Origin of the sequence: Roseobacter fucihabitans (genome assembly GCF_014337925.2) — a bacterium.
Classification (GTDB): Bacteria; Pseudomonadota; Alphaproteobacteria; order Rhodobacterales; family Rhodobacteraceae; genus Roseobacter; species Roseobacter fucihabitans.
Map to the genome: position 1 here is coordinate 1,725,521 of NZ_CP143423.1, position 26,162 is coordinate 1,751,682.

18 protein-coding genes are annotated in these 26,162 nt (G+C 59.9%); 16 read left to right on the plus strand and 2 right to left on the minus strand.

The annotated features are described in order from the left end of the window. Positions 1–109: 109 nt before the first annotated feature. The 16 genes from ROLI_RS08435 to ROLI_RS08510 all read left to right on the plus strand — a co-directional run bounded on the left by ROLI_RS08435 (position 110) and on the right by ROLI_RS08510 (position 23,421). Entirely contained in the window at positions 110–1,132 is a 1,023-nt protein-coding gene (locus ROLI_RS08435; RefSeq protein ID WP_187428838.1) for a sugar ABC transporter substrate-binding protein, read from the plus strand. A gap of 159 nt (positions 1,133–1,291) precedes the next feature. Then, positions 1,292–2,323: an ABC transporter permease gene (locus ROLI_RS08440; protein WP_222869401.1), complete on the plus strand. Its 1,032-nt coding sequence runs from the start codon at positions 1,292–1,294 to the stop codon at positions 2,321–2,323. Continuing rightward, positions 2,323–3,099 (plus strand): ATP-binding cassette domain-containing protein, encoded by a 777-nt coding sequence (locus ROLI_RS08445; RefSeq protein WP_187428836.1) that lies wholly within the window; start codon positions 2,323–2,325, stop codon positions 3,097–3,099. Before ROLI_RS08440 ends, ROLI_RS08445 begins: the two co-directional genes overlap by 1 nt. Further along, a complete protein-coding gene (locus ROLI_RS08450; RefSeq protein WP_316247402.1) occupies positions 3,096–3,740 on the plus strand; it encodes an AAA family ATPase in 645 nt (214 codons plus the stop codon). Before ROLI_RS08445 ends, ROLI_RS08450 begins: the two co-directional genes overlap by 4 nt. A 204-nt stretch (positions 3,741–3,944) precedes the next feature. Continuing rightward, positions 3,945–4,952 (plus strand): type I glyceraldehyde-3-phosphate dehydrogenase, encoded by a 1,008-nt coding sequence (gap, locus tag ROLI_RS08455; RefSeq protein ID WP_187428835.1) that lies wholly within the window; start codon positions 3,945–3,947, stop codon positions 4,950–4,952. 52 nt (positions 4,953–5,004) lie between these two features. Next, positions 5,005–6,810, plus strand: coding sequence for a phosphogluconate dehydratase (edd, locus tag ROLI_RS08460; RefSeq protein WP_187428834.1), 1,806 nt, complete (start codon positions 5,005–5,007; stop codon positions 6,808–6,810). A 13-nt stretch (positions 6,811–6,823) separates the two neighbouring features. Further along, positions 6,824–7,465, plus strand: coding sequence for a bifunctional 4-hydroxy-2-oxoglutarate aldolase/2-dehydro-3-deoxy-phosphogluconate aldolase (gene eda, locus ROLI_RS08465; protein WP_187428833.1), 642 nt, complete (start codon positions 6,824–6,826; stop codon positions 7,463–7,465). A gap of 249 nt (positions 7,466–7,714) precedes the next feature. Next, positions 7,715–8,644 carry a carbohydrate kinase gene (locus tag ROLI_RS08470; protein WP_187428832.1) on the plus strand — a complete coding sequence of 310 codons (930 nt, stop codon included), beginning with the start codon at positions 7,715–7,717 and terminating at the stop codon, positions 8,642–8,644. Between the two features lie 94 nt (positions 8,645–8,738). Further along, positions 8,739–11,162, plus strand: coding sequence for a glycogen/starch/alpha-glucan phosphorylase (locus ROLI_RS08475; RefSeq protein ID WP_187428831.1), 2,424 nt, complete (start codon positions 8,739–8,741; stop codon positions 11,160–11,162). Positions 11,163–11,186: 24 nt separating this feature from the next. Beyond that, on the plus strand, positions 11,187–13,379 hold the full coding sequence (gene glgB, locus ROLI_RS08480) for a 1,4-alpha-glucan branching protein GlgB (RefSeq protein WP_187428830.1): 2,193 nt from the start codon (positions 11,187–11,189) through the stop codon (positions 13,377–13,379). A gap of 37 nt (positions 13,380–13,416) precedes the next feature. Next, positions 13,417–14,676 carry a glucose-1-phosphate adenylyltransferase gene (gene glgC / locus ROLI_RS08485; protein ID WP_187428829.1) on the plus strand — a complete coding sequence of 420 codons (1,260 nt, stop codon included), beginning with the start codon at positions 13,417–13,419 and terminating at the stop codon, positions 14,674–14,676. Position 14,677: 1 nt separating this feature from the next. Continuing rightward, a complete protein-coding gene (glgA, locus tag ROLI_RS08490; RefSeq protein ID WP_187428828.1) occupies positions 14,678–16,138 on the plus strand; it encodes a glycogen synthase GlgA in 1,461 nt (486 codons plus the stop codon). Further along, entirely contained in the window at positions 16,138–18,225 is a 2,088-nt protein-coding gene (glgX, locus tag ROLI_RS08495) for a glycogen debranching protein GlgX (protein WP_187428827.1), read from the plus strand. The genes glgA and glgX overlap by 1 nt, the downstream gene beginning before the upstream one ends. Positions 18,226–18,227: 2 nt before the next feature. Further along, positions 18,228–20,252: a 4-alpha-glucanotransferase gene (gene malQ / locus ROLI_RS08500; protein WP_187428914.1), complete on the plus strand. Its 2,025-nt coding sequence runs from the start codon at positions 18,228–18,230 to the stop codon at positions 20,250–20,252. Next, complete coding sequence (locus tag ROLI_RS08505) at positions 20,249–21,880, plus strand: alpha-D-glucose phosphate-specific phosphoglucomutase (RefSeq protein WP_187428826.1); 1,632 nt, start codon at positions 20,249–20,251, stop codon at positions 21,878–21,880. The genes malQ and ROLI_RS08505 overlap by 4 nt, the downstream gene beginning before the upstream one ends. Before the next feature lie 233 nt (positions 21,881–22,113). Then, positions 22,114–23,421, plus strand: coding sequence for a cytochrome-c peroxidase (locus ROLI_RS08510; protein WP_187428825.1), 1,308 nt, complete (start codon positions 22,114–22,116; stop codon positions 23,419–23,421). On the opposite strand, the gene ROLI_RS08515 is transcribed toward ROLI_RS08510, so the two are convergent. Together ROLI_RS08515 and ROLI_RS08520 are read right to left on the minus strand one after the other, a co-directional pair. After that, positions 23,418–24,890, minus strand: coding sequence for a CRTAC1 family protein (locus tag ROLI_RS08515; RefSeq protein ID WP_187428824.1), 1,473 nt, complete (start codon positions 24,888–24,890; stop codon positions 23,418–23,420). The two genes, ROLI_RS08510 and ROLI_RS08515, sit on opposite strands and share 4 nt — an antisense overlap. Next, complete coding sequence (locus ROLI_RS08520) at positions 24,887–26,146, minus strand: ROK family transcriptional regulator (RefSeq protein ID WP_187428823.1); 1,260 nt, start codon at positions 26,144–26,146, stop codon at positions 24,887–24,889. The genes ROLI_RS08515 and ROLI_RS08520 overlap by 4 nt, the downstream gene beginning before the upstream one ends. Positions 26,147–26,162: the final 16 nt, after the last annotated feature.

The window sequence follows — 26,162 nt, forward strand, 5'->3', positions numbered from 1 at the left end:
TCTGAAATACTGTCGTGTCAGGACACCCCGGCCGAGGAAGATTCGACGGGGCGGGAGCATTTAAAGCATCTCGAAAAACAAGAATTCAAAATTTCCTTGGGAGGAAAACATGAAAAGACTTCTCGCCAGCACAATCCTGGGTCTGAGCGCATTGGGCGCGACAAGCGGCGTGGCGCTTGCGGATAACGTCACGGCCTGCCTGATCACGAAAACGGACACGAACCCGTTTTTTGTCAAGATGAAGGAAGGCGCAGAAGCCAAAGCCGCCGAGCTTGGCATGACGCTGAAATCTTTCGCAGGCAAGGTGGATGGTGATCACGAGACGCAGGTGCAGGCGATTGAAACCTGTATTCTGGATGGTGCCAAGGGTATCCTGATCACGGCCTCCGATACGTCATCCATCGTATCCGCTGTGACCCAGGCGCGCGACGCGGGTGTTCTGGTCATCGCGCTGGACACACCGCTAGATCCAATTGACGCCGCCGATGCGACCTTTGCGACGGATAATTACAAGGCCGGCGTTCTGATTGGTGAATGGGCGCGTGCGCAATTGGGCGATGCCGCAGATAGCGCAAAGATCGCGACGTTGGATCTCAATGTGAGCCAGCCCACGGTTGATGTTCTGCGCAACCAGGGTTTCCTGGAGGGCTTTGGCGTTGATCTGGCCGACCCCAATGTCATCGGTGACGAAACCGATGCGCGTATTGTCGGCAGCGATGTGACGGATGGCAATGAAGAGGGGGGCCGCCGCGCCATGGAAAACCTCCTGGCCAAGGATCCAACCATCAATGTGGTGCACACGATCAATGAACCCGCCGCTGCCGGTGCCTATGAGGCGCTTAAGGCGATCGGGCGTGAGAAAGAAGTGCTGATTGTATCGGTCGATGGCGGTTGCCCGGGCGTGCAAAACGTGGCTGACGGTGTGATCGGTGCGACCTCGCAGCAATATCCGCTGTCCATGGCCGCCTTGGGTGTTGAGGCCATCAAGAAGTGGGCGGATGAGGGCGTGAAGCCGGAACCCACACCGGGCAAGGCGTTCTTTGATACGGGCGTGGCACTTGTGACGGATGCGCCTGCGGAGGGCGTGGAGTCGATTTCCGTCTCCGAGGGCAAGGACCTCTGCTGGGGCTGACCTCTGCATAAAGCGGTGCGCGTAGATATGCGCGCCGCGGCGGGTGCGATTGACGCAAAGCGTCTCGGACCCGCCGTTTCGTGATATTCATCTACACCTGCCAAGTGGGAGAACCCCGTGTCAGAGCCCTCTGGAAATTCGCAAAATTTCGAAACCAACCTGAAGAAGAACCCCGAAAGCGTCGCCGAATTCACCGATACAAGGCGTGGGTTTGTGGCCACGATCCAGCATCTGTTGCATGTGAACCCTTCCCTGGTGCCGTTGATCGTCCTGCTCGCCTCGATGGTGATTTTCGGGCTGCTGCTGGGCACCAAATTCTTCTCTCCTTTCGCGCTGACCCTGATCCTGCAACAGGTGCAGATCGTGGGGATTGTGGCCGCCGCTCAGAGCCTGGTGATCCTGACCGCAGGCATTGATCTCAGTGTTGGCGCCATTATGGTGATGTCCTCGGTGGTGATGGGCCAATTTACATTCCGCTACGGTATTCCGGTCGAGGTCGCCGTGGCCTGCGGGTTGCTCTGCGGCACTATGCTTGGCTTCATCAACGGCTGGCTGGTGGCAAAGGTCAAACTGCCCCCCTTCATCGTGACGCTGGGCATGTGGCAGATCGTTCTGGCCACGAACTTCCTCTATTCAGCCAATGAAACCATCCGCTCGCAGGACATTGAGACACAGGCCCCATTGCTGCAATTTCTGGGCACCACCATCGAATTTGGCGGGGCGCGCCTGACCTATGGCGTGGTGTTTATGCTGCTGGTCGTTTTCTTTCTGGCCTATGCGCTCAAACACACGGCCTGGGGGCGGCATGTCTATGCCGTCGGGGATGATCCCGAAGCTGCCGAACTCTCGGGCGTGGACGTCAAACGCACGCTGATCTCTGTCTATATGCTCGCTGGTCTCATCTGTGCCTTTGCAGGCTGGGCGCTCATCGGGCGGATCGGATCGGTCTCGCCGACCTCCGGTCAATTGGCCAATATCGAAAGCATCACCGCCGTAGTGATCGGCGGCATATCGCTCTTTGGCGGGCGCGGCTCGATCATGGGCACGTTGTTTGGTGCGCTGATTGTGGGCGTGTTCAGCCTCGGGCTGCGCCTGCTGGGGGCGGATGCGCAATGGACCTATCTGCTGATCGGGGTTCTGATCATCGCAGCGGTCGGTGTGGATCAATGGATCAGAAAGGTATCGGTCTGATGGAACCTATTCTCAAAGGGCGCAATCTCGTCAAGCGCTATGGCAAGGTGACGGCGCTGGATCATTGTGATTTTGACCTGATGCCCGGTGAAATTCTGGCGGTGATCGGGGATAACGGCGCCGGAAAATCCTCCCTGATCAAGGCGGTCTCCGGTGCGGTGATCCCGGATGAGGGCGAGGTCTGGTTGGAAGGCAAGCAGGTTAAATTCACCTCCCCCATCGACGCGCGCAACGTCGGGATCGAGACCGTGTACCAGACGCTTGCCATGTCACCCGCCCTGTCAATTGCGGATAACATGTTCATGGGGCGCGAAATTCGCAAACCGGGGTTTCGCGGCAAATGGCTGCGCCAATTGGACCGTTCCGAAATGGAACGTCTTGCGCGTGACAAGCTGACCGAACTGGGTCTGATGACAATCCAGAACATCAACCAGGCGGTGGAAACGCTCTCGGGCGGTCAACGTCAGGGCGTCGCCGTGGCGCGGGCCGCGGCTTTTGGCTCCAAAGTTATCATTCTGGATGAGCCCACGGCGGCGCTCGGCGTCAAGGAATCACGCCGTGTTCTGGAGCTCATTCTGGACGTGAAATCACGCGGTATCCCGATCATACTGATCAGCCACAATATGCCGCATGTCTTTGAGGTCGCGGATCGCATTCACGTGCATCGCCTTGGCAAACGCCTTTGCGTGATTGATCCCAAGGATTATACCATGTCCGATGCCGTGGCCTTCATGACCGGCGCAAAGGAACCTCCCAGCGAGCAGGTCGCGGCTTGAGCCTGACGCTGGAGACACTCGCCGGGCTGAGCGACTTTATCCGCGAGGCGCCGCGTAAATCGGAGCGGCGTATCGTGGCAATCGCGGGCGCACCGGGCAGTGGGAAATCCACCTTGGCGCAGCGTCTTGCCGAGAAATTAACGTATATGGGCACTCAGGCGCAGGTTGTGCCGATGGACGGCTTCCACCTTGATAACCGCATCCTCGACGGTCTTGGCCTGTTCACGCGCAAAGGCGCACCGGAGACCTTTGACGTTCACGGTTTCAAACGTCTGGTCGCAGCTCTTGGCTCAGGTTCCCCAGTCTATTACCCCCTGTTTGATCGAACACGCGACCTGTCGATCGCAGGGGCCGGTGTGCTGAGCGCGGATTGCGACACGGTGATTGTTGAGGGTAATTATCTGTTGCTGGATGCACCCCATTGGCGCGATCTGTCCGATGTCTGGGATGTCCGGGTCAACCTGTCGGTGCCTTTGGATATTCTGCGCCAGCGCCTCACAGCGCGTTGGCTCGCGCAAGGCTTGGCACCGGATGCGGCCCTGGCGCGCGCTGAGGGTAATGATCTCGTCAATGCGCGCCGGATATTGGATGCGGCTTTGCCCTGTGATGCCGTCTTCAAAAACACCGGTACGCCCGCCTGATGTATCATTTCGGATGCGCGGTCGGATTTGTGTTATGCATACCCCAGATCACGCGCCGATGGATCATTCTGCGCTCGGTCGTATCATTACACGCGCTCATTGCGAATTCTGCCATTGATGTTTCGGTCAGAATGTGTTCGTTAGCGCTAACAAGTGCGGATTGCGCTCCTTTGCGCAAAGCAGAGTGAATTCTGGAGGAATAAGATGTCTCATACAGTCGCAATAAACGGGTTTGGACGCATTGGACGCGGCGTCTTGCGCGCAATGGTTGAAAACGAGGTTGCCGATATGGAAGTCGTTGGGATCAACGACCTTTCATCGCCGGAAACCCTCGCACATCTGTTGAAATACGACAGCGTCCATGGCCGTTTCAAAGCAGAGGTCGAGGTCAAGGGCGACGCGCTCATCGTCAATGGCCGCAGCATTCAGGTGAGCGCCATCCGCAACCCCGCGGAATTGCCATGGGACGGTGTCGATGTTGCGATGGAATGCACCGGGTTCTTCACCGCGCGTGAAAAGGCAGCGCAGCACCTTGAAAACGGATCGCGCCGCGTGCTGATTTCTGCGCCGGGTGCCGGAGCGGATCGCACGGTGGTTTACGGGGTGAATCACAAGGATATGACCAAAGACGACATCGTCATTTCCAATGCCTCCTGCACCACCAACTGCCTGGCCCCCGTCGCCTATGTTCTGGACCGCGAATTCGGGATCAAGACCGGGTATATGACAACCATCCATGCCTATACGGGCGATCAGCCCTCCCACGACGCGCCGCATAAGGATTTGTATCGCGGACGTGCCGCCGCCGTGTCCATGGTGCCGACGTCAACAGGTGCCGCCAAGGCGATTTCGCTGGTTTTACCGCATCTTGAGGGGCGTCTTGAAGGGTCTGCCATAAGGGTGCCGACGCCGAATGTCTCACTGGTTGATCTGGCGTTCATTCCAGAGAAACCCGCGACAAAAGACGCCATCAATGCCGCGATGAAGGCTGCGGCGGAGGGTGAACTCAAAGGCGTGCTTTCCTATGAAACCGACCCCACGGTATCGATTGATTACAACCATGACCCCCATTCTTCGAGCTTTGCAGCCCCCCAGACCAGCGTCACACAGGACGGGTTGGTGCGTGTTGTGAGCTGGTATGACAACGAATGGGGTTTTGCCAACCGCATGATCGACACTGGTCGCCGTCTGGCGGAATTGTCGAAAACCTGAACAGCCGCACACCGGGCTTGACCCGGTGCCTTTTGGTTTGAAGGACAGATAGATGATCTTGAATGACACAATTGCCCGCGTCACGGACCGCATCATCGCGCGCAGCGCAGGGCCGCGCGGTGACTACCTGACCCGTATGGCTGCGGCGCGTAAAAAGGGGCCCGCGCGCGGGCATCTGAGTTGCAGCGGGCAGGCGCATGCCTATGCCGGGGCCGGGGCGGATCAATCCGCGCTGGTCAATGAAAGCGCGGGCAACCTCGGCATTATCACCACCTATAACGACATGCTGTCGGCGCATCAGCCGTTTGAGCGCTTCCCGGATCTGATCCGGCACGCAGCCCGCGATGTGGGCGCCACGGCGCAGGTGGCGGGCGGGGTGCCTGCCATGTGTGATGGTGTGACGCAAGGCGAGCCGGGCATGGAGCTGAGCCTGTTTTCGCGTGATTTGATTGCTATGGCGACCGGCATCGCGATGAGTCACAACACTTTTGACGCCGCCGTGTATCTTGGCGTCTGCGACAAGATCGTGCCGGGTCTGATCATCGCTGCACAGACCTTTGGCCATATTCCGACCGTATTCCTGCCTGCGGGGCCGATGACTTCAGGCCTGTCCAACGATGAAAAAAGCCAGATACGCCAGAAATTCGCCGCCGGTGAAGTTGGCCGTGATGAATTGATGAAGGCCGAAATGGGTGCCTATCATGGACCGGGAACCTGTACCTTCTATGGCACGGCAAACACCAACCAGATGCTGATGGAATTCATGGGCATGCATTTGCCGGGGTCCAGCTTTGTGACACCCAACACGGGCCTGCGCGATGCGCTGACGAAGGCCGGGGCGCAACGCGCGCTGTCGCTTTCTGATCTGGGGGATAATTACCTGCCCGTCAGCGATGTGCTGGATGAAAAAGCCTATGTAAACGGGATCATCGGGCTCAATGCGACGGGGGGGTCTACCAATCTGCTGATCCACCTTGTGGCGATGGCGCGGGCGGGCGGTATCATTCTGGATTGGCAGGATTTCTCCGATCTCTCCGAAGTCACGCCGTTGCTGGCGCGGGTTTATCCCAACGGTCTGGCCGATGTGAACCATTTCCACGCGGCGGGCGGTCTTGGCTATTTGATCCGTGAACTTCTGGGCGCGGGTCTGCTGCATCCCGATACCAAGACCGTGGGCGGTGGCGGCCTTGAGGTCTATACGCAGGAACCGAAATTGCGCGACGATATGGTCGTTTGGGAGGAAGGCACCACAGAGAGCCTCAACCTCAAGATCGTGCGCCCGGCGTCCGATCCGTTCCAGAGCACGGGCGGTTTGAAGCGCCTGAACGGGACCCTTGGCAATGCGGTGATGAAGGTCTCCGCCGTCAAACCCGAGCACCAGATCGTAGAGGCTCCCGTGCGGGTGTTCAATGATCAGGAAGAAGTCAAAACGGCCTGCAAAGCGGGTGAGATCGTGCAAGACACCGTCGTGGTGGTGCGTTTTCAGGGACCCAAGGCCAATGGCATGCCCGAATTGCACAGCCTCACACCCTTGCTGAAAAACCTCCAGGCCAAGGGCATCAACGTGGCTCTTGTGACGGATGGGCGGATGTCGGGGGCCTCCGGGTCGGTTCCGGCGGCGATCCACGTCAGCCCCGAAGCGCTTGACGGCGGGGCCATTTCCAAGCTGCAGGACGGTGACGTTTTGCGTGTGGATGCGGTTGCGGGCGTTCTGGATATTCTGACGGAAGGGGTGCTTGACCGTGCGCCGGTAAGGGTCAATCTGGACGCAAATGAATTTGGCATCGGGCGCGAACTCTTCGCGCAATTCCGCCGCTCCGTCGGGTCTGCCGATACCGGTGCCAGCGTGCTTTTTTAAGAAGGAACATCCAATGACACCCCAAGACGCCAGCAAACGCGCCCGCGAAATCTGTGGCTTGGCCCCGATTGTGCCGGTTCTGGTTGTGGATGACGTGGCACATGCACAGCCCCTGGCCGAAGCGCTTGTCGCCGGGGGCCTGCCCGCGTTGGAGGTGACGTTGCGCACGCCTGCCGCTTTGGATGTTATCGCCGCCATGGCTAAGGTTCCCGGCGGGGTTGTTGGTGCGGGGACGCTTGTGACGCCACAGGATGTCAGAGATGCCAAGGCGGCGGGGGCGCAATTCGGTGTGTCTCCCGGTGCCACGGACGCGTTGATCGCGGCTTGTGAGGCAGAAGGGCTGCCGCTGCTTGCCGGGGCCGCGACGGCCTCCGAGGCGATGCGATTGCTGGAACGCGGCTATGATGTGTTGAAGTTCTTCCCTGCCGAAGCCTCGGGCGGGGCACCGGCGCTCAAGGCCCTTGGTGGCCCCTTGCCGCAAATCTCCTTTTGCCCCACCGGTGGCGTCAGCACGCAAAACGCACAAAGCTATCTATCCCTATCCAATGTGATCTGCGCCGGGGGCAGTTGGGTGGCACCGCCTGCCATGGTCACATCGGGCGATTGGGAAGGCATCCAGACCCTTGCGCAGGAGGCGAGCCAGATCAAGATCTGAGGCGCAGCAAAGGTCATGCACACGCGAATGCTGCGCGACAAACATTCAAAACGCTTTACGGGAGAGCATCTGAGATCAACATATGCGGTCTGATGCGATTGCATTTAGGGCACCCCGTTGACTATCGCCCGTTTGGATTGGAGGATTTTGCAGTGCATGCGGGTCCCCTAGATTGACACCGCGTCTATGTTAGCGATAACGAAGCCGCGATCAGAGAATAAGACAGAACATGAGGCCGGGAGCCGGGAAATGATTTTATGTTGCGGTGAAGCCTTGATCGACATGATTCCGCAGCCCACGCAAGGCGCGCAAACGTGTTTTACGCCGCATGCGGGGGGGGCGGTATTCAATACGGCGATTGCTCTGGGGCGGCTGGGGTCAAAACCGGGGTTCGTGACCGGCCTGTCGCGCGACCTTTTTGGCGTGCAATTGGCTCAGGCTCTGGAAGAAAGCCACGTTGATTGCGACCTCGTGATCCGCTCTGATTTGCCCACAACACTGGCGTTTGTCGAATTGAACGACGGGCAGGCGCGTTATACCTTTTATGATGAAAACACGGCAGGGCGCAGTTTGAGCCCGGATCACTTGCCGGATATTCCCGCCTCTGTGACGGCGCTTTATTTCGGCGGGATCAGCCTGATCAGCGAACCCTGCGCGGATTTCTACGCGGCTTTGGCCCTGCGTGAGGCGCCCGGACGGGCGATCATTATCGACCCAAATATCCGCGCGGCTTTCATCCGCGATGAGGTGCTGTATCGCGCGCGACTGGACAAGATGATCGCCGTGGCCGACATCGTGAAGGTGTCGGATGAAGATCTGGATTGGATCATCCCCGGACCTGAGGCTCTGGCGACAAAGGCCCGGAAATTGCGCGCGCAAGGTCCGCATGCGGTCATCGTCACACGCGGGGGTGACGGCGCGCTGGCCTTCGGGGCGGGGGATGAAGCCGTAGAGGTGCCGGCGAAACGCGTGTCCATCGTCGATACCGTGGGGGCTGGCGATACCTTCAACGCGGGCGTTCTTGCGAGCCTCATGGCGGCGGGGCTGCTGAGCAAAGCGCGCATGAAGGACATTGGTCCGAGCGCCATGCGCGCAGCCCTGATGCATGGTGCCTGTGTGGCCGCCGTCACCGTATCGCGCGCCGGGGCCAATCCCCCCTGGGCGCATGAGTTGCCATAAACCGGTTTCTGCCCAAGCAACAAACCTGCTAGGGCTTGCACCACCATCACGTTTTTCAATTTCGATCCCCAAACGCCCATAGCAAAGAGATCATATGTCCAAATCGAGCGTCCCAACCATTTCCGTTTCCGACTTCAGCGCCGATATTCTGCGGCATCTGAAACAGTCGCTGGGCAAGGACGCGCGCCACGCGTCGCTTTATGACTGGCGCATGTCGCTGTCGCTGGCTTTGCGCGATCACGTGGTGGATCCGTGGTTTGAAAGCACGCGCAAGACCTATGAGGCGCGCGGCAAGCGGGTCTATTACCTGTCGATGGAATTCCTGATCGGGCGGCTGATCGAGGATGTTGCGGTGAATCTGGGGTTTGATGCGATCGCCGCGCAGGCGATGCAAAGCCTGGGTCAGGATTACGCCGAGGTGGTCGCCAATGAGCCGGATGCGGCCCTCGGTAATGGCGGTCTGGGGCGGTTGGCGGCCTGTTTCATGGATTCACTCTCCACCTTGGGCATTCCGGCTTATGGGTATGGCATCCGCTATGAGCACGGGTTGTTCGAGCAGCATTTCGAGGATGGTGCCCAGATGGAAACGGCCGAAACCTGGCTGGCGCAGCGCCATGTCTGGGAGTTCGAGCGCCCCGAGGTCAGCTATCCCATTCATTTCGGCGGCGATGTCGTCGAGGAAATGGGCAAGACGATCTGGCGGGCTGGTGAAACCGTCATGGCGTCGGCCTATGACACGCCGGTTGTGGGCTGGCAGGGGCGTTGGGCCAATACGCTGCGCCTTTGGGCGGCCACACCCACCACCGCCTTTGATCTGGAGAGTTTCAACCGCGGCGATTACATGGCCGCCAGCGCGCCCGAGGCGCTTGCACGCACCATCAGCCGGGTGCTGTATCCCGATGATACCACCGATATCGGCAAGGAATTGCGCCTGAAACAGGAGTATTTCTTTACCTCAGCTTCCATCCAGGACCTGTTGCGGCGGTTCTTGAGCGAAGGGGGTGATCTGCGCGCTTTGCCCGATCACGTCGCGATCCAACTCAACGATACGCACCCCGCGATTGCCGGTCCGGAACTGGTGCGCATCCTGATGGATGACCACGGGTTCGAGGTGGCGCAAGCCATCAGCACCGCGCGCGGCTGTCTGGCCTATACCAACCACACGCTCTTGCCCGAGGCCTTGGAGCGCTGGCCCGAGGATCTGTTCATCCGGGTCTTGCCGCGCCATCATCGCATCATCCAATTGATCGAGGCGGCGCATCTGGCCGCCACCACCAGCGACATCCGCATTCTGGAACATGGCGAGGTCAAGATGGGTGAATTGGCGTTCATCATGGCGCATCATGTGAATGGCGTATCGGCGCTGCATTCCGACCTGGTGAAGGAAACCGTCTTTTCTGATCTGCATGCTGATTATCCCGGTCGGATCATCAACCAGACCAACGGGATCACGCCGCGCCGCTGGCTTTATTCCTGCAACCCGCCCTTGCGCAATCTGATCAACGAAACGATTGGAACCGGCTGGCCGGATGATTTGCAACAATTGGACGGTTTGAGCGATCACGTGGGCGATGCCGGTTTCATCGAGAAGTTCCAGGTGGCCAAGGATGCCAATAAAGCGCGGCTTTGCGATTGGTTGCACAAGCGCGATGGCGTCTCATTGGACCCGCATGCGATGTTTGATGTGCAGATCAAACGCATCCACGAATATAAACGCCAATTAATGAACTTGCTTGAAACGGTCGCGCTATGGAATGAGATTCGCGAAAATCCGAATGCGGGCTGGACGCCAAGGGTCAAGATTTTTGGTGGTAAGGCTGCGCCCGGTTATGTGGTCGCCAAGGAGATCATCCATCTGATCAACGACGCCGCCACGATCATCAATGCCGACCCTGTGACGCGTGATTATCTGCAAATCGTCTATCCTGAAAACTACAACGTCTCAATGGCCGAAATCCTGATCCCGGCCACCGATCTGTCTGAACAAATCTCAACCGCAGGCAAGGAAGCCTCCGGCACCGGCAACATGAAATTTGCATTGAACGGCGCGCCGACCATCGGCACGCTGGATGGGGCGAACGTCGAAATTCGCGACTGTGTGGGGGCGGATAATTTCTTCCTCTTCGGGTTGACGGCGGCGCAAGTCACCGAACGACGCAGCGTGCCGGAATATGCGCGCCGCGCGGTGGAGGCGAGCCCGCGTCTGGCGCGGGTGCTCAAACAGATCGAAAGCGGCGTGTTTTCGCCCTCCGACAAGGCGCGCTATCACGGGCTGGTGCAGGGTCTGATGAACCACGATTATTTCCTCGTGACCTGCGATTTCGACAGCTATTTTGATACGCAGCGGATTGTGGATAAGGCCTTTGCGGATCAACCTTCCTGGACCCGCATGGCGGCGCTCAACACGGCGCGCGTGGGCTGGTTCTCCTCGGATCGCACGATCAGCGGTTATGCGCGCGACATCTGGAAAACACCAAGTCTGATCGCCTCCATGGGATCGCGCAAAGACGTGGCTTGAAAATAGCCTAGAAAGGAGACGCTTGTGGCACTCTCACCGCAGGACGCCAAGGATATCATCGCCGGTTGCCACGCAGATCCGTTTTCCGTGCTCGGGCTGCATGAGGTCGCGGGTAAACTGGTGGTGCGCGCCTTTGTGCCCGGCGCGCAGGAAATCGACGCGGTCGATCCCAAGACAGGGCGCAAGATCGCGAGCCTGACACCCCTCGGCGAGGGGCTGTTCGAGGGCACCGCGACCCGGCGTAAAAAGCGTTTTGCCTATCACCTGAACGTCACCCAAGACGGGCATGAATGGCGCGCGGATGATCCGTATCGCTTTGGCCCGGTCATGGGCGAATGGGACGAATACCTGCTGGGCGAAGGCACACATCGGCAACTCTGGCACGTTCTGGGCGCGCATGTGATGACCCACGAGGGTGTGGCAGGCACGCATTTCGCGCTCTGGGCTCCGAATGCGGCGCGCGTGTCTATCGTGGGGGATTTCAACACTTGGGACGGGCGGCGGCATTTGTTACGCAGACGCGGACAGACGGGCGTTTGGGAGACTTTCGTGCCGGCCATCGGCGAGGGTGACGTTTATAAATTCGAGGTGCTGGACTGCAACCGCCAGCTCTTGCCGCAAAAGGCCGACCCGGTGGGCTTTGGCTCGGAACACCCGCCGCGTACCGGCTCTGTCGTGCGCCAATTGTCGGGTCATAGCTGGCAAGACAAGGGCTGGATGTCCAAGCGCGGTGCAATCCAGCGTTTTGACAAGCCGATCTCTGTCTATGAGGTGCATCTGGGCTCCTGGCGGCGCGTTCCTGAGGAGGGCAACCGCCCGCTGAGCTACGCCGAACATGCGCAGCAATTGATCGCTTATGTGAAGGACATGGGTTTTACCCATATCGAATTGATGCCGATCTCCGAGTTTCCCTTTGACGGCTCTTGGGGATACCAGCCGGTCGGGCTTTTTGCCCCCACGATCCGGCACGGCACGCTTGAGGAATTCCGCGCCTTCATCGAGGCCGCGCACCGCGCCGACATCGGTGTGATTCTGGATTGGGTGCCGGGGCATTTCCCCGAAGACCCGCACGGTCTAGCCAAGTTTGACGGCACCGCGCTTTATGAACACGCCGATCCCAAGGAGGGGTTTCACCCGGATTGGAACACGATGGTGTTCAACTATGGGCGCGCGGAGGTTTCCAACTATCTGATCGCAAACGCGCTTTACTGGCTTCAGGAACACCATATCGACGGGTTGCGCGTGGATGCGGTGGCCTCAATGCTCTATCGCGATTATTCGCGCAAGGACGGCGAATGGATTCCCAACAAGGACGGCGGGCGCGAGAACCTGGAGGCCATCGCCTTTCTGCAAAACATGAACAGCACGGCTTACGGCGCAGTCGAGGGCATCATGACCGTGGCCGAAGAATCCACCGCCTTTCCGGGTGTGAGCGCCCCAACCGATGCGGGGGGCCTTGGGTTCGGGTTCAAATGGAACATGGGCTGGATGAACGACACGCTCGCCTATATGGGCGAGGATCCGATCAACCGCAAATATCACCATTCCAAAATGACCTTCGGGCTGCACTACGCGTTTTCGGAAAATTTCTTCCTGCCGCTCAGCCATGATGAGGTCGTACATGGCAAGGGTTCGCTTTTGGACAAGATGCCGGGGCAGGGGGCGGATAAATTTGCCAATCTGCGCGCTTATTACGGGTTTATGTGGGGCCATCCGGGCAAGAAGCTGATGTTCATGGGCTGCGAATTTGCGCAAGGGGTGGAGTGGAACCACGATTCCAGTCTGGACTGGCATTTGTTGGATCACCCTTTGCATGCGGGCATGCAGGCGCTGGTGCGGGATCTGAATGGGATCTATTCTGCGCATCCGGCGTTATACGAGTTGGACGCGAAATCGGAAGGTTTTGAGTGGATTGAGGAGAACAACGACGCGGAATCCGTCTTTGCCTGGATCAGGCGCGGTCATGGGGATCAGCCGCCGATCCTGGTCGTGTCCAATTTCACCCCTGTGGCACGTTTGGAGCGCCGGATTGGTGTCCCGGAACCCGGACATTGGGTTGAGCGTTTGAATACGAATTCGGAGTTTTACGGCGGGGATGGCCTTGGCAATATGGGGGGCGTTCAAAGCGATCAAGTCGCGGCCTCCGGGCGCGCGGAGTCGATTAAACTGACGCTGCCGCCTTTGAGCACGTTGTTCTTCGAGTTGGAGCGACGCTAGGGTACTAAAGATATAATAACGAGGGGGAGGGAAACCAATGGACAGAGAAACACAGAGGCTTGCACAGCAAACGATGGCCTTCGTCCTGGCGGGGGGCCGGGGCAGCAGATTATATGAATTAACCGACAGGCGCGCCAAACCGGCAATGTATTTCGGCGGCAAAAGCCGGATCATCGATTTCCCCCTCTCCAACGCCGTGAATTCCGGCATCCGGCGCATTGGTGTGGCGACACAGTATAAGGCCCACTCGCTGATCCGTCATTTGCAGCGGGGGTGGAGCTTTTTTCGCGCCGAACGCAATGAATCGCTCGATATCCTGCCCGCTTCCCAGCAGATGGGAAATGAAAACTGGTACAAGGGCACGGCCGATGCGGTCGCCCAAAATCGCGACATCATCGAAGGGTACGGACCCAAATACATCGTGATCCTCGCAGGGGATCATATCTATAAACAGGATTATTCGCTGATGATCCGCCACCATGTGGACAGCGGCGCGGATGTCACGGTGGGTTGCATTGAGGTGCCCCGGATGGAGGCGCGCGGTTTCGGCGTGATGAAGGTCGATACCGAAGACCGCATCCTCGATTTCGTCGAAAAGCCAAATGACCCGCCCGCCATGCCGGGCCATCCTGATCACGCGCTGGCCAGCATGGGTATTTACGTTTTTGAGACGGAATACCTGTTTAAACTGCTCGATGAATGCGCGGCGGACCCCGATTACAACCATGATTTCGGCGGTGATGTAATCCCGCGGATCGTGCGCAACGGCAAGGCGGTGGCGCATCCTTTCAGCCGCTCATGTGTGCGTTCGGGTATTGAGGAGAAAGCCTATTGGCGCGATGTGGGGACGGTGGATGCTTTCTGGCAGGCCAATATTGATTTGACGGATTTCAAGCCCGAACTGGACCTTTATGACAACGAATGGCCGATCTGGACTTATTCGGAACTGACGGCCCCGGCGAAATTCATCCATAACGAAGAGGGGCGGCGTGGTCATGCCGTGTCCTCGATGGTATCGGGGGGCTGCATCATTTCCGGTTCGCGGCTGGATCGATGCCTGTTGTTTACCGGTGTCAAAACCCATTCGTTCTCCCAGCTGAACGGGGTTGTCGCGTTGCCTTATGTGGAAATAAATCGCAAGGCCCGCCTCACCAACGTGGTGATTGACCGGGGTGTTGTCATCCCGCAGGGACTTGTCGTTGGAGAGGACCCGGTGGCGGATGCCAAGCGGTTCCGGCGCACGGATAATGGCGTTTGCCTGATTACCCAACAGATGATTGATAAACTGGACGGTTAACGTGAAAATACTGTTTGTGGCCTCGGAATGCGCCCCCTTCGTCAAGACGGGCGGGCTTGCGGATGTGATCGGTGCGGTGCCTAAAGCCCTGGCTGCGTTGGACGTGGAGGCGCGCGTGTTACTCCCCGCCTATCCGGCTTTTGACGCGCTGGTGGCGTCCGGCGAAACCATCTGGCGGTCTGCAGACCTGCACGGCGGGGCCGCGCGCCTTGTGGCCTGCCACGCCGAGGGCATCGAGTTGCTCTTGCTGGATGCACCGCATCTTTTTGCACGCCCCGGCAATATCTATCTTGGCCAGGACGGGCAGGATTGGCCCGATAACGCGCAACGTTTCGCAGCGCTCTCCTTTGTCGCCGCACAGATCGCAACCGGGGCCTTGCCGGACTGGCAACCCGACGTCGTGCACGCGCATGATTGGCAGGCCGGGCTGGTGCCGGCTTATCTCTATGCCCATAAAGGGACAACGCCGCCCTGCGTGCTGACCATCCATAATATCGCGTTTCAGGGGCTGTTTGATCCGTCGCTGATCAGTGCCTTGGGGCTTTCCCCCGCACTCTATACCCCGGAAGGCATCGAGTATTTTGGCCATATCGGGTTTTTGAAGGCAGGCCTTGCCTTCGCCGATAAGATTACCACCGTCAGCCCGACCTATACGCGCGAATTGATGGTGCCGGAGTTCGGAATGGGGTTGGAGGGGGTGATGCAGGCGCGGGCGTCGGATTTATCGGGCATCCTCAACGGTATTGATCTGGAGGTCTGGAACCCGGAAACGGACATGGACCTCGTCGCCCCCTATTCGGTGCGCCGCCTCAAACCCAAGGCTAAAAATCGCGCGGAAGTCCTGCGCCGATTTGGACTGAACGACGATCAAACCGGCCCGCTGTTCTGTGTGGTCAGCCGATTGACCACGCAAAAGGGGCTCGATCTGCTGCTCGAAGCGCTGCCGACGCTCGTGGCGCGCGGTGCCAAACTGGCCGTGCTGGGCAGTGGGGACAAGGCCCTCGAGGCCGGGTTCGTCGGGGCCGCGCACAGCTATGCGGGCTCTGTCGGGGTGATCATCGGCTATGATGAACCCCTGTCGCATCTGATGCAGGGGGGCAGTGACGCCATTTTGATCCCTTCGCGCTTTGAGCCTTGCGGTCTGACGCAATTATATGGGTTGCGCTATGGCACGATCCCCGTGGTGGCGCGCACGGGTGGTCTTGCGGATACGGTGATCGACGCGAATGAGGCGGCGTTAACGGCAAAATGCGCCACCGGTGTGCAATTCGCGCCCGTTACCAAAGCGGCTCTTGAGCAGGCGATCTTGCGCAGCTGCGATCTTTTTGACCAACCGGGAGTATGGTCGGCGATGATGCGGCGCGCCATGCGCCATCCCGTCGGATGGGATGTCTCTGCCGGGGCCTATCGGGATATCTATAGCGAGATGATAGGCGCAAAATCACAGCGGGATGGATCCTGATGGAATATGGCATTGCCTCTGGAACACCCCATCGGATGGGGGCGCATCTTGAGGGCGATACCGTCAATTTTGCGGTGTTTTCGGCCCATGCCACCCGGATTGACCTGTGCTTGTTTTCGCCGGACGGCGCGCGTGAAACGGCGCGGCTGAGCCTGCCGGAGCGCACTGGGGACATCTGGCACGGATCCGTCGCGGGCCTTCCGGCCGGAACGCTCTATGGGTATCGCGCTCATGGCAGCTATGCCCCCGAGCACGGGCACCGCTTTAACGCCAATAAATTGCTGCTCGACCCTTACACGCGTGAATTGCGCGGCAGGTGGATCAACGATCCGGCGGTGCTGGGGTATGATTTGAAATCCAGCGCGCTGGATTTATCATTTGACAGCCGCGATTCGGCGCGGTTTGTGCCAAAATCCGTGGTTTCAGACCCCGAGACCTTTGCAGCCATCACAACGCCGCTGGGCCGTCCTTGGGAAGAGACGCTGATCTATGAGACCCACGTCAAGGGCGCAACGCAGCTGCATCCCGACGTCAGCGCGGCGCTGCGGGGCACCTATGATGGGCTGGCCTCGGATGCCGTGATTGAGCACTTGCAAAAAATGGGCGTTACCGCGGTCGAACTTCTGCCCGTCCAGAGCTTCATAAATGACGGGTTTTTACTTGAAAAAGGCCTGACAAACTATTGGGGTTACAACACAATCGGGTTTTTTACGCCGGAACCGCGCTATTTTGGCCCCGAAGGCCTGCAAGGGTTTCGCAACATGGTGCGCCGCTTTCATAACGCGGGCATCGAGGTCATTCTCGACGTGGTGTATAACCACACCGCCGAAGGCGATCATCGCGGCCCGACCCTGTGTTACCGGGGGCTGGACAATGCCTCCTATTACCGCCTGATCAACGGCCAGCCGCGCTATTACGTCAACGATACGGGCACCGGGAACACGGTGAATGTTTCGCATCCGCATGTGTTGCGTATGGTGATGGATTCGCTGCGGTTCTGGGTGGAATGCATGGGCGTGGACGGGTTTCGCTTTGATCTTGCCACGACGCTGGCGCGTGAAGATCACGGCTTTGACGTGCAGGGTGGGTTTCTGGATGCGCTGCGCCAGGATCCTGTGCTGGCCGGGATCAAGATGATCGCCGAGCCGTGGGATATTGGTCCGGGCGGCTACCGTCTGGGTCAGTTTCCGCCCAAATTTGGCGAATGGAACGACGCTTACCGCGATACCGTCAGGCGTTTCTGGAAGGGCGAGGCACATTCGGCGCAAGAGCTTGGCGCGCGTTTGCTGGGCTCGGCTGGTGAATTTGACCGGGGCGGGCGGCGCGCCTGGTCGTCGGTGAATTTTCTGGCGGCACATGATGGTTTCACCCTGGCCGATATCACCCGCTATGCGCGGCGTCACAATGAGGCGAATGGCGAGGAAAATCAGGACGGCCATAACGCCAATCATTCCGATAACTGCGGGGTTGAGGGCCCAACGGAGGATCCCGAGATTACCGATATGCGCATCCGTCGCCAACGCAATATGCTGGCCACGCTGTTTTTATCGCAGGGCACGCCGATGCTCCTTGCCGGGGATGAAATCGGCAATACCCAATGGGGCAACAACAACGCCTATTGTCAGGACAACGAGATTGCTTGGCTTGATTGGGCGGCGGGGGACGCAGAAATGGCGGATTTTGTGGCCATGCTGGCGGCGCTGCGCAAGGCGCATCGCGTGTTGCGTCAGTCCCGCTTTTTGCATGCTGCGCAGCGCCCTGCAGATGGGCTGAGAGATGTCGAATGGATGGATTTTCAGGGCCACCCGCTCAATTGGCGCGATCCCAACCTCTCCAGCCTATGTTTGATGTTGCGCGCCTCGGCTGAAGCGGCGGCACATAGCGATCACAACGAGGCCATTTTCGCGATTTTTCACCGGACGGGGACCTGCGAAAAGGTCTCCGTGCCCGCAGCGCCCAGCGGCTTCCAATGGCAAACCTGTCTCGATACGGCATCAACATCGCGGGGTGTGGATAATGTACAGCACAGCGCGCTCACATTGCAGGGGCCATGCGTGGTCGCGCTTGCCCTGATGCCGGAGACCTGAAAATGCGCTCGGATCAGAGGCTTGCCGATCTCGCGGCGCTATGTGGTGTTTTTCCGGAATTCACGGATTTATCGGGGGATATTTGCGCGACAAACCCGGAAACGCAACGTGCGCTGATCAAGGCGAATGGGCTTGAAGCGGATACCGATCGCGCCATCGCGGACACGCTTGCGCTGTTGCGTGCGGAGGCGGTCGAGCGTCTTTTGCCTCAGGACGTTGTTGTGACCTGTGAGCAGCGCGCGCGCGTTCCCTGCGCCTGTCCGACGCAGTGGCAGGTGGTTCTTGAAGGGAGCCAAACCATTGGCGCTGAGGGGAAAAGTGAGGGCGATATCGAATTGCCCGGCCTGCCCGCCGGCGTGCATGAGTTGATCGTTCAACACGCCAACACCCGCCAGAGCGTGACATTGATCGCCGCCCCCGAGCGCGCGCCGTCCTTGCAGGATATCGCGGGCACAGATCGGATTTGGGGGGTGGTTACCACGCTTTACGGGATCAGATCGGATAAAAGCCGTGGATTGGGCAGCTTTGACGATCTGGCGCGGCTGGGAGAGGTTTTGGGTGCACAGGGCGCGGGCTTTATCGGTATTAATCCCGTGCATGCTTTTGGGTGGGGTGACGGCGCGACGATCAGCCCCTATTCGCCGACCCACCGCGGGTTTTTGAACATAAACCACATCTGCATGGATGAAATTCCGCAGGTGCCTGTGCCTGCGCGCTCACAGGCTGGGGATCAAGAGCTGATCGACTACCGGGGTTTTGGCCAGCAGCACCGCGCCGCTTTGCGCGCGGGTTACGCGGCGTTTCAATCGACGGCATCGCCGGATCACCGGGCCGACTTGCAGGGTTTTACGCAAGCAGGCGGGTGCGCTTTGGCTGATTTTGCCCTGTTTGAAACGCTCAGTGAAACCCATGGGCCGGAGTGGCGCGAATGGCCCGATGCGCTGAGGCAACCAAATTCGGCGTATCTGGCCGTCCCTGATTTGGATGTGACGTTTCATATCTGGCTTCAATGGCTTGCAGCGCGCCAGCTTGCCGCAGCCCAGCAGCGCAGTCAGGACAGTGGCATGGCGCTGGGGCTCTATCTCGACCTGGCTGTGGGCGCGCGCCTGGACGGGGCAGAGGCCTGGGCGGGTGCGCAGACGCTGGCGCGGGGGGTCTCCTTGGGGGCACCGCCAGACCATCTCAGCCCGGCGGGACAGAACTGGCAGCTGGCCGCCTATGCCCCCCGCCTGCTGCGCGCGCATAAATACGCACCGTTTCGACAAGTTTTGTGGCAGGTCATGCAGCATTGTGGCGTTTTGCGGATTGATCATGCCTTGGGGTTAAACCGCAGCTATTGGATCCCCGACAATGGCGCGCCCGGTGGCTATATTCGTCAGCCCTTTCAGTCGCTCATGGCGATCATCGCCATCGAGGCGCAGCGGGCGGGGACGGTGATCATTGGCGAAGACCTCGGATTGGTGCCGGATGGGTTTCGCGAAACGATGATGGCCAAGGGGCTTTATAGCTATACGGTCGTGCAATATGAAAAGACGGAAAACGACGCGTTTCGCAAGGCGCGCGATCTGCGGCCGCAATCGCTGGCCTGTTTCGGCACCCATGATACCCCGACCGTAAAGGGGTTCTGGGACGCGGATGACATTGCCTGGTGGCACCGGCTGGGGTGGATCAATCAGGGCGAAAAAACCGCCGCGCAAAAGCGGCGTGCGCGTGAAAAAGCCGCGCTGATGGGCGGGCCGCAAAAGGCTTTGCCGGGGCTGGATGCGTGTGATCTGGCGGACCGCGTACATGGGGATCTGGCGATGGGGCCAACCGCGCTTGTGGCTGTGCAGCTTGATGATGTGATTGGTGTGCGCGATGCGCAGAACTTGCCCGGCACGATTGATGAACACCCCAACTGGCGTCGTAAGCTGCCACTGTCCATCGCCGAATTGGCGCAACACACCGGGCTGCGCGATACCGCCACCGTCATGGCACAGGCCGGGCGTAGCACCCGTGATAGAAAACCCCGAAAGGAGCAACCATGAGCATTCAGAGCATTTCCAAAGGTCCGTTTGAGGGCCAGAAACCGGGCACCTCGGGGCTGCGCAAAAAAACGCGCGTTTTCATGGAGCCGGGCTATCTGGAGTGCTTCGTGCAAGCGACGCTGAACGCGATTGGCGGGGCGACCGGGAAGAGCTTTGTCATCGGGGGGGACGGGCGGTTTTTCAACCGCGAGGCCATCCAGATCATCCTGAAGATGGCCGCGGCCAATGGGGCCTCCAGGGTGGTTGTCGGGCAGGGTGGGTTGCTGTCCACGCCCGCGGTGTCCAACCTCATTCGGCAACGCAAAACCGACGGTGGTTTTGTGCTCTCCGCGAGCCATAATCCAGGCGGGATCGATGCGGATTTCGGCATCAAATATAACGTGAGCAATGGTGGTCCGGCCCCTGAAAACATTACACAATCAATGTTTGAACAGACACAGGTGATCTCCGAATACCGAATCATGGATGCGCCCGATATTGACCTGTCAAACATCGGAACAACCCCGCTTGGCGATATGCAGATCGACATAGTCGATCCGGTGGTGGATTACCTGGCGCTTATGGAAACGCTGTTTGATTTTGCCAAGATCCGCGCGTTGTTTACGGGTGGGTTTACCATGCGATTTGATGCCATGCATGCGGTCACGGGGCCCTATGCAACGGCGATCCTGGAGGGGGCATTGGGTGCGCCCAAGGGCACAGTGATCCACGCAATCCCCAGCGAAGATTTCGGCGGGGGGCATCCTGATCCAAACCCGGTTTGGGCCAATATCCTGATGGATGAGATGATGTCCGGCACCGCGCCGGATTTCGGGGCGGCTTCGGATGGGGACGGGGATCGCAACATGATTGTCGGGCGCGCCGCTTATGTGACCCCATCAGATAGTCTCGCGGTGCTGGTGGCCAATGCGCATCTGGCACCGGGGTATAAGGCAGGCTTGGCGGGTGTGGCGCGTTCCATGCCCACAAGCGGGGCGAGCGACAAGGTCGCCGAACGCCTCGGGTTAAATTGTTTTGAAACACCGACGGGCTGGAAGTTCTTTGGCAATCTGCTGGATGCAGGAAAAGTGACGCTTTGTGGGGAGGAAAGCGCCGGGACCGGGTCCGATCACGTGCGCGAGAAAGACGGGCTTTGGGCGGTCTTGCTCTGGCTCAATATTCTGGCAGAGCGCAGGCAATCGGTCGCTGAGATCATGCGTGATCACTGGGCCACTTACGGGCGCAACTATTATTCGCGCCATGATTATGAAGCCGTGCCGGTGGAGGCTGCGAACGCGTTGATGGAGGGGTTGCGCGCCACGCTGAGCGATCTGCCGGGAAAAACAGTTGGTGGGATTGAAATCACCAGCGCGGATGAGTTTTCCTATCACGATCCGGTGGATGGGTCGGTCAGTCACAATCAAGGATTGCGCATCGGATTTGCCCGCGAGGCGCGCGCGGTACTGCGCTTGTCTGGAACCGGCACCGAAGGGGCGACCTTGCGGGTTTATCTGGAGCAATACGTCCCACCCGAAGCCGAACACGGATTGGCGGTGGATGTTGCGCTGCAACAGGTGCGCGATGCGGTGATAGAAGTCACCCGGATGCAGGCGCTGATTGGTCGGATCGAACCCGATGTGAAAACCTGATCTGGGATGTGGGGCTTGGCGGGCGTAGTTGCACAAAAAACCGGGGTTTGCGGATCGTATCATTGGTGTTTGACGCCACCCTCTGCGCCGCAAATCGCCACCAGCACACAGGTGAAGCCTTGCCCGCTCCCTTTTGCGCTGCCATTCTTTGAGGGGGCGATCCGCGCCACCACCGGGCGTGTGATCCGGGCAGGCCACTGTGCGGGAGCAAACAGATTTTTCGGGTTCTACTGATGCGATTATTGACGATCTTCAGCGCCGCAGTATTTGGTGCGGCGGCCTGTGCCGAGCTTCCGGCTCCGATCACCGATGGCGATTACATGGACGTGGAGCAAGCACAGGTCCGCCTGGGCCAGATGCTGTTTTATGACCCGATCCTGTCGGGCAATCGCAACATCTCCTGTGCCACCTGCCACCACCCGAAATTCGCAACCGCCGATGGTGTGGCCCTGTCGCTGGGCGAGGGGGGCATTGGGCTTGGGCCGCAGCGCCATGCCAGTGTGGACAACACCCCCGAACAACGAATCCCGCGCAATGCGCCAGCCCTTTTCAATCTTGGGGCGCATGAATTCACCCGCATGTTCCATGATGGCCGCATTGAGGTGGACCCGAGCAAACCGGGTGGCTTGCGCACGCCGATGGGCGCGGAGATGACGCAGGGCTTTGCCAATCTTTTGTCCGCACAGACCATGTTTCCGGTGCTGAGCCCGGATGAAATGGCCGGGCATTACAGCGAAAACGACATCTCTCAGGCGGTGCGGCAAGGGCGGATCACGGGACCGGGTGGCGCGTGGGACAAATTGAGCGCGCGGGTGTCGGACACGCCGGGCTATGCGCCCTTGATTGCGCAGGCCTTTCCGGACGCGAGGCACCTGAGCTTTACCGATATATCCGATGCGATTGCCGCTTTTGTCGCCTTTGAGTGGCGCTCCGACACCAGCCCTTTTGACGCCTATTTGCGCGGGACGGCGCAGATGCCAGCACCGGCCAAACTGGGCATGGCGCTGTTTTACGGCGACGCAGGGTGTGGCACCTGCCACGGCGGCAAATTCCAGACGGATCACGGGTTTCACGTCATGGGCGTGCCGCAATTCGGCCCCGGCAAGGCCGCGCGGTTTGAAAGCCATGCGCGGGATAGGGGAAGGATGCGTGTGACCGGGCGCGCCGCGGATGCCTATGCGTTTCGCACACCGTCCCTGCGCAACGTCGCGCTGACCGGTCCCTACGGGCATACCGGCAGCCATGCGGATCTGGCCGCATTCATCCGCGATCACGCCTCCCCTGCGCAGGCGCTGGCGCGGTTTGATCCCGCAGCCGTGATCCTGCCGGATTTGCCGGAGGCACAGGATTGGCGGCACATAGAAGACCCTGTTGAGCAGGCGGCCTTGCGTGCTGCGATCCAGATCGCACCTGTTGCCTTGACGCCTGCGGATATCGCGGCCTTGGTCGCGTTCTTGGAGCAATTGAGCGACCCGCAAGCCCTGGAGGGGCGTTTGGGCATTCCTCAAGCCGTGCCGAGCGGTTTGCCGATCGACCGTTAGGGGCGCAGCACCAGCCGTTGATCCACCGTGATATCGCGATGTTCGGTGATGCGCCCATCGGGCCAGGTGATTTTCAGCTGCGCGCTGTCCGCAGCACCCAGACCAAAGTGCAAAGGTCCCGCCTGACCGCCGGCATGACCGCCACCGATTGTGATTTCCTGGACCTGGGTCACACCGCCTGCGGTGAGCGCGACCAAAGCGCCCACGGCCCTTGTGTTCGGCGCTTGCATGCGCAAATCGACCGCTAACCAATGCCCCGTGTCCCGCGTCACGTTCCGGTAAAGCTCCATGGGCGCGCGCCGGTTCATCACCACCAGATCAAGCCGCCCATCCCCGTCCAGATCGACCAGCGCCGCACCGCGCGACCGATCCACTGTGGCAACGCCGGCCTCGATTGAACGCTCGACAAAGATGCCATCGGGCTGTTGGATCAACAGCGAATTGGGATCCTCCATCGCCAGCCCCGGCATTTGATCCACATTACCCTTGGCGATAAACAGATCGGGGCGCGCGTCATTGTCCAGATCGCCAAATTCAGCGTGCCAGCCCGTCGAGGGGCGCCCGTCATCACCCAGATGCGGGCGCTGCGCATAGGTGCCAAGCCCGTAAGGCGCGCGGGTATAGAGCCCGTCCGCCCCGGCGATCTGCATCAGCTGATCCCCCATCGAGGTCAGCATCACTTCGGCGCGCCCATCCCCGGTGATGTCGCGGCTGGCGATGCCCATGCCCCAGAGCCGGATGCGCTCCCAACCATCTTCGACCCCGAGAAACCTTGCGAGGCCGAGGTCATACATCTGCTCGGACCCGGCGCGTACGTAATAGTGGCGATCATTGGAGATGCGCAGGCGCTTGGTGCCGCTGGCATCACGCGCAAACAGCATCGAGAGCGCGCAAAACCCCGGTTCGAGCCGTTGGCGATCAAAGCCGCCATCGCGCCAGACATGCAGCGCGTTTGTATCACAGGCCTCGAACGGACCGTCCGGGTCGTTGCGATCCACATAATTGCCTACGGCCATGACCGGCCCGTTGTCTTCCCATGTGGCGGAGAAGGCTGTGGACCATTGATCCTGCGGCGCATAGCCCCAGAGGTCATTTGCGGGCGCAAAACCACAGGCCCCATCCCCGCGCAGCAACTGGTTTTCACCCACGCGCAGCAGCATCACATCAAGGTGGCCGTCCCCATCCACATCCAGCGGATAGGCTCCGGTGGTCCCGGTGAATCCGGGCAGGGGGGCGGTGGTAAATTGCATTTCGCCCTGGTTGACCATCAGGTGCGCCGGATTCTCGCCGCCTGCGGCCAGCAGATCGGGCAGCCCGTCCCCGTTACAGTCGAACACCGCAACGCCGCCGCCGACAAAATGCTCCCACCCTCCGGTGTATTGGTGCTCGGGCAGGTGGGCCGACAGGTCCTCGAAAACCACCTCGGCCTGGGCGGTCTGCGCGATCATGCACAGGGCAAGGAGCCTCATACCCGCCGCTCCGCCATGGCGTCTGCGATTTCCGAAAGAGCCAGCGCCGCCGCCCCATGCGCCCACATCAAATCGCCCCAGGCGTGGGTTTCGACCTGTTGCGGGGCCGCGTCCCGGTTCAGAGACAGGCTGTGCATCTCGCGCAGCACCTCATCGGCATAAAGGTAATCATATTGCATACGTTCCCCCGCCAAAATGATCAGGGGCGGGTCAAACAGGTTCACGATATTGGCGAGCCCCAGTGCCAGAAACCGACCGGCGCGCCGGAAGATAACGCGGGCCGCCTCATTGCCCGCCTTGGCCTGTTCATAGAGCTGTTGCAGCATCACATCGGGCGCGACAGTGCCCAGATCCGAGGGGTCCAGCGCGGTGGAGGCCTCCCGCACCAGCGCGTAATCGGCGATATAGGCCTCCAGACATCCGCGTTGCCCGCATTGGCACAGCGCCCCGTCCATCTGCACCTTGGTGTGGCCAAGCTCCATGCCCAGCGATCCAGCCCCGCGGTACAGGCGGTGGTTGATCACAAGGCCCATGCCGACGCCCTGTTCCACAGTGACCACCGCGAAATCAGCCATGGCGCGGCCCTTGCCGAACCACAGTTCCGCAAGGGTCACAAGGTTGGCGTCGTTATCGACCGCGACGGGCACCCCAAAGGCATCCTCTGCCAGCGCGCGCAGGGGGCGGTTTTTTTCCGTGAGCAGCGGGGACCAGACCATCTGACCCGAGGCGTGATCAATCATGCCGGGCATACCGAGACCGATGCAGGCGATATCGGCGCGCGACAGGTTGGCTTGTTCCAGCAGAGCATCCAGGACCTGCCCGGTTTCGGTGATCATCTGCGCCAGTGACCGGCGCCGGAGCGCGCAGGCAAGGCTGGCCTGCGCCAAAGGCCGACCGGCGGCATCCACCAGCAGGGCGGTATGCTGTGCGCGTGCCAGTTTGATGCCCACGACATAGCCCGCGTCCGGCTGTACGGAAAGCGCGACAGGGGGGCGGCCACGGGTCGTGGTGCGGGTGGTGTCCTGACTTTCGCGCAACAACCCCAGATCCAGCAATTCAGCCACAAGTGCCGTAATGGAGGCGGGGCTGACGCGCAGTTGTTTGGCCAGATCAATGCGTGAAATCTGCCCTGCCGAGCGGACCTGTTCGAAGACGCGGTGACGCAGGCTGGCCCCGCTGGCATCGGGTTCAGGGCGAATCGGACCACAGCCCAACAGGGGCTCTTCATCGTAAGGTTGAGAAATCTCGATATTCATTTATTCACCCGCCAAA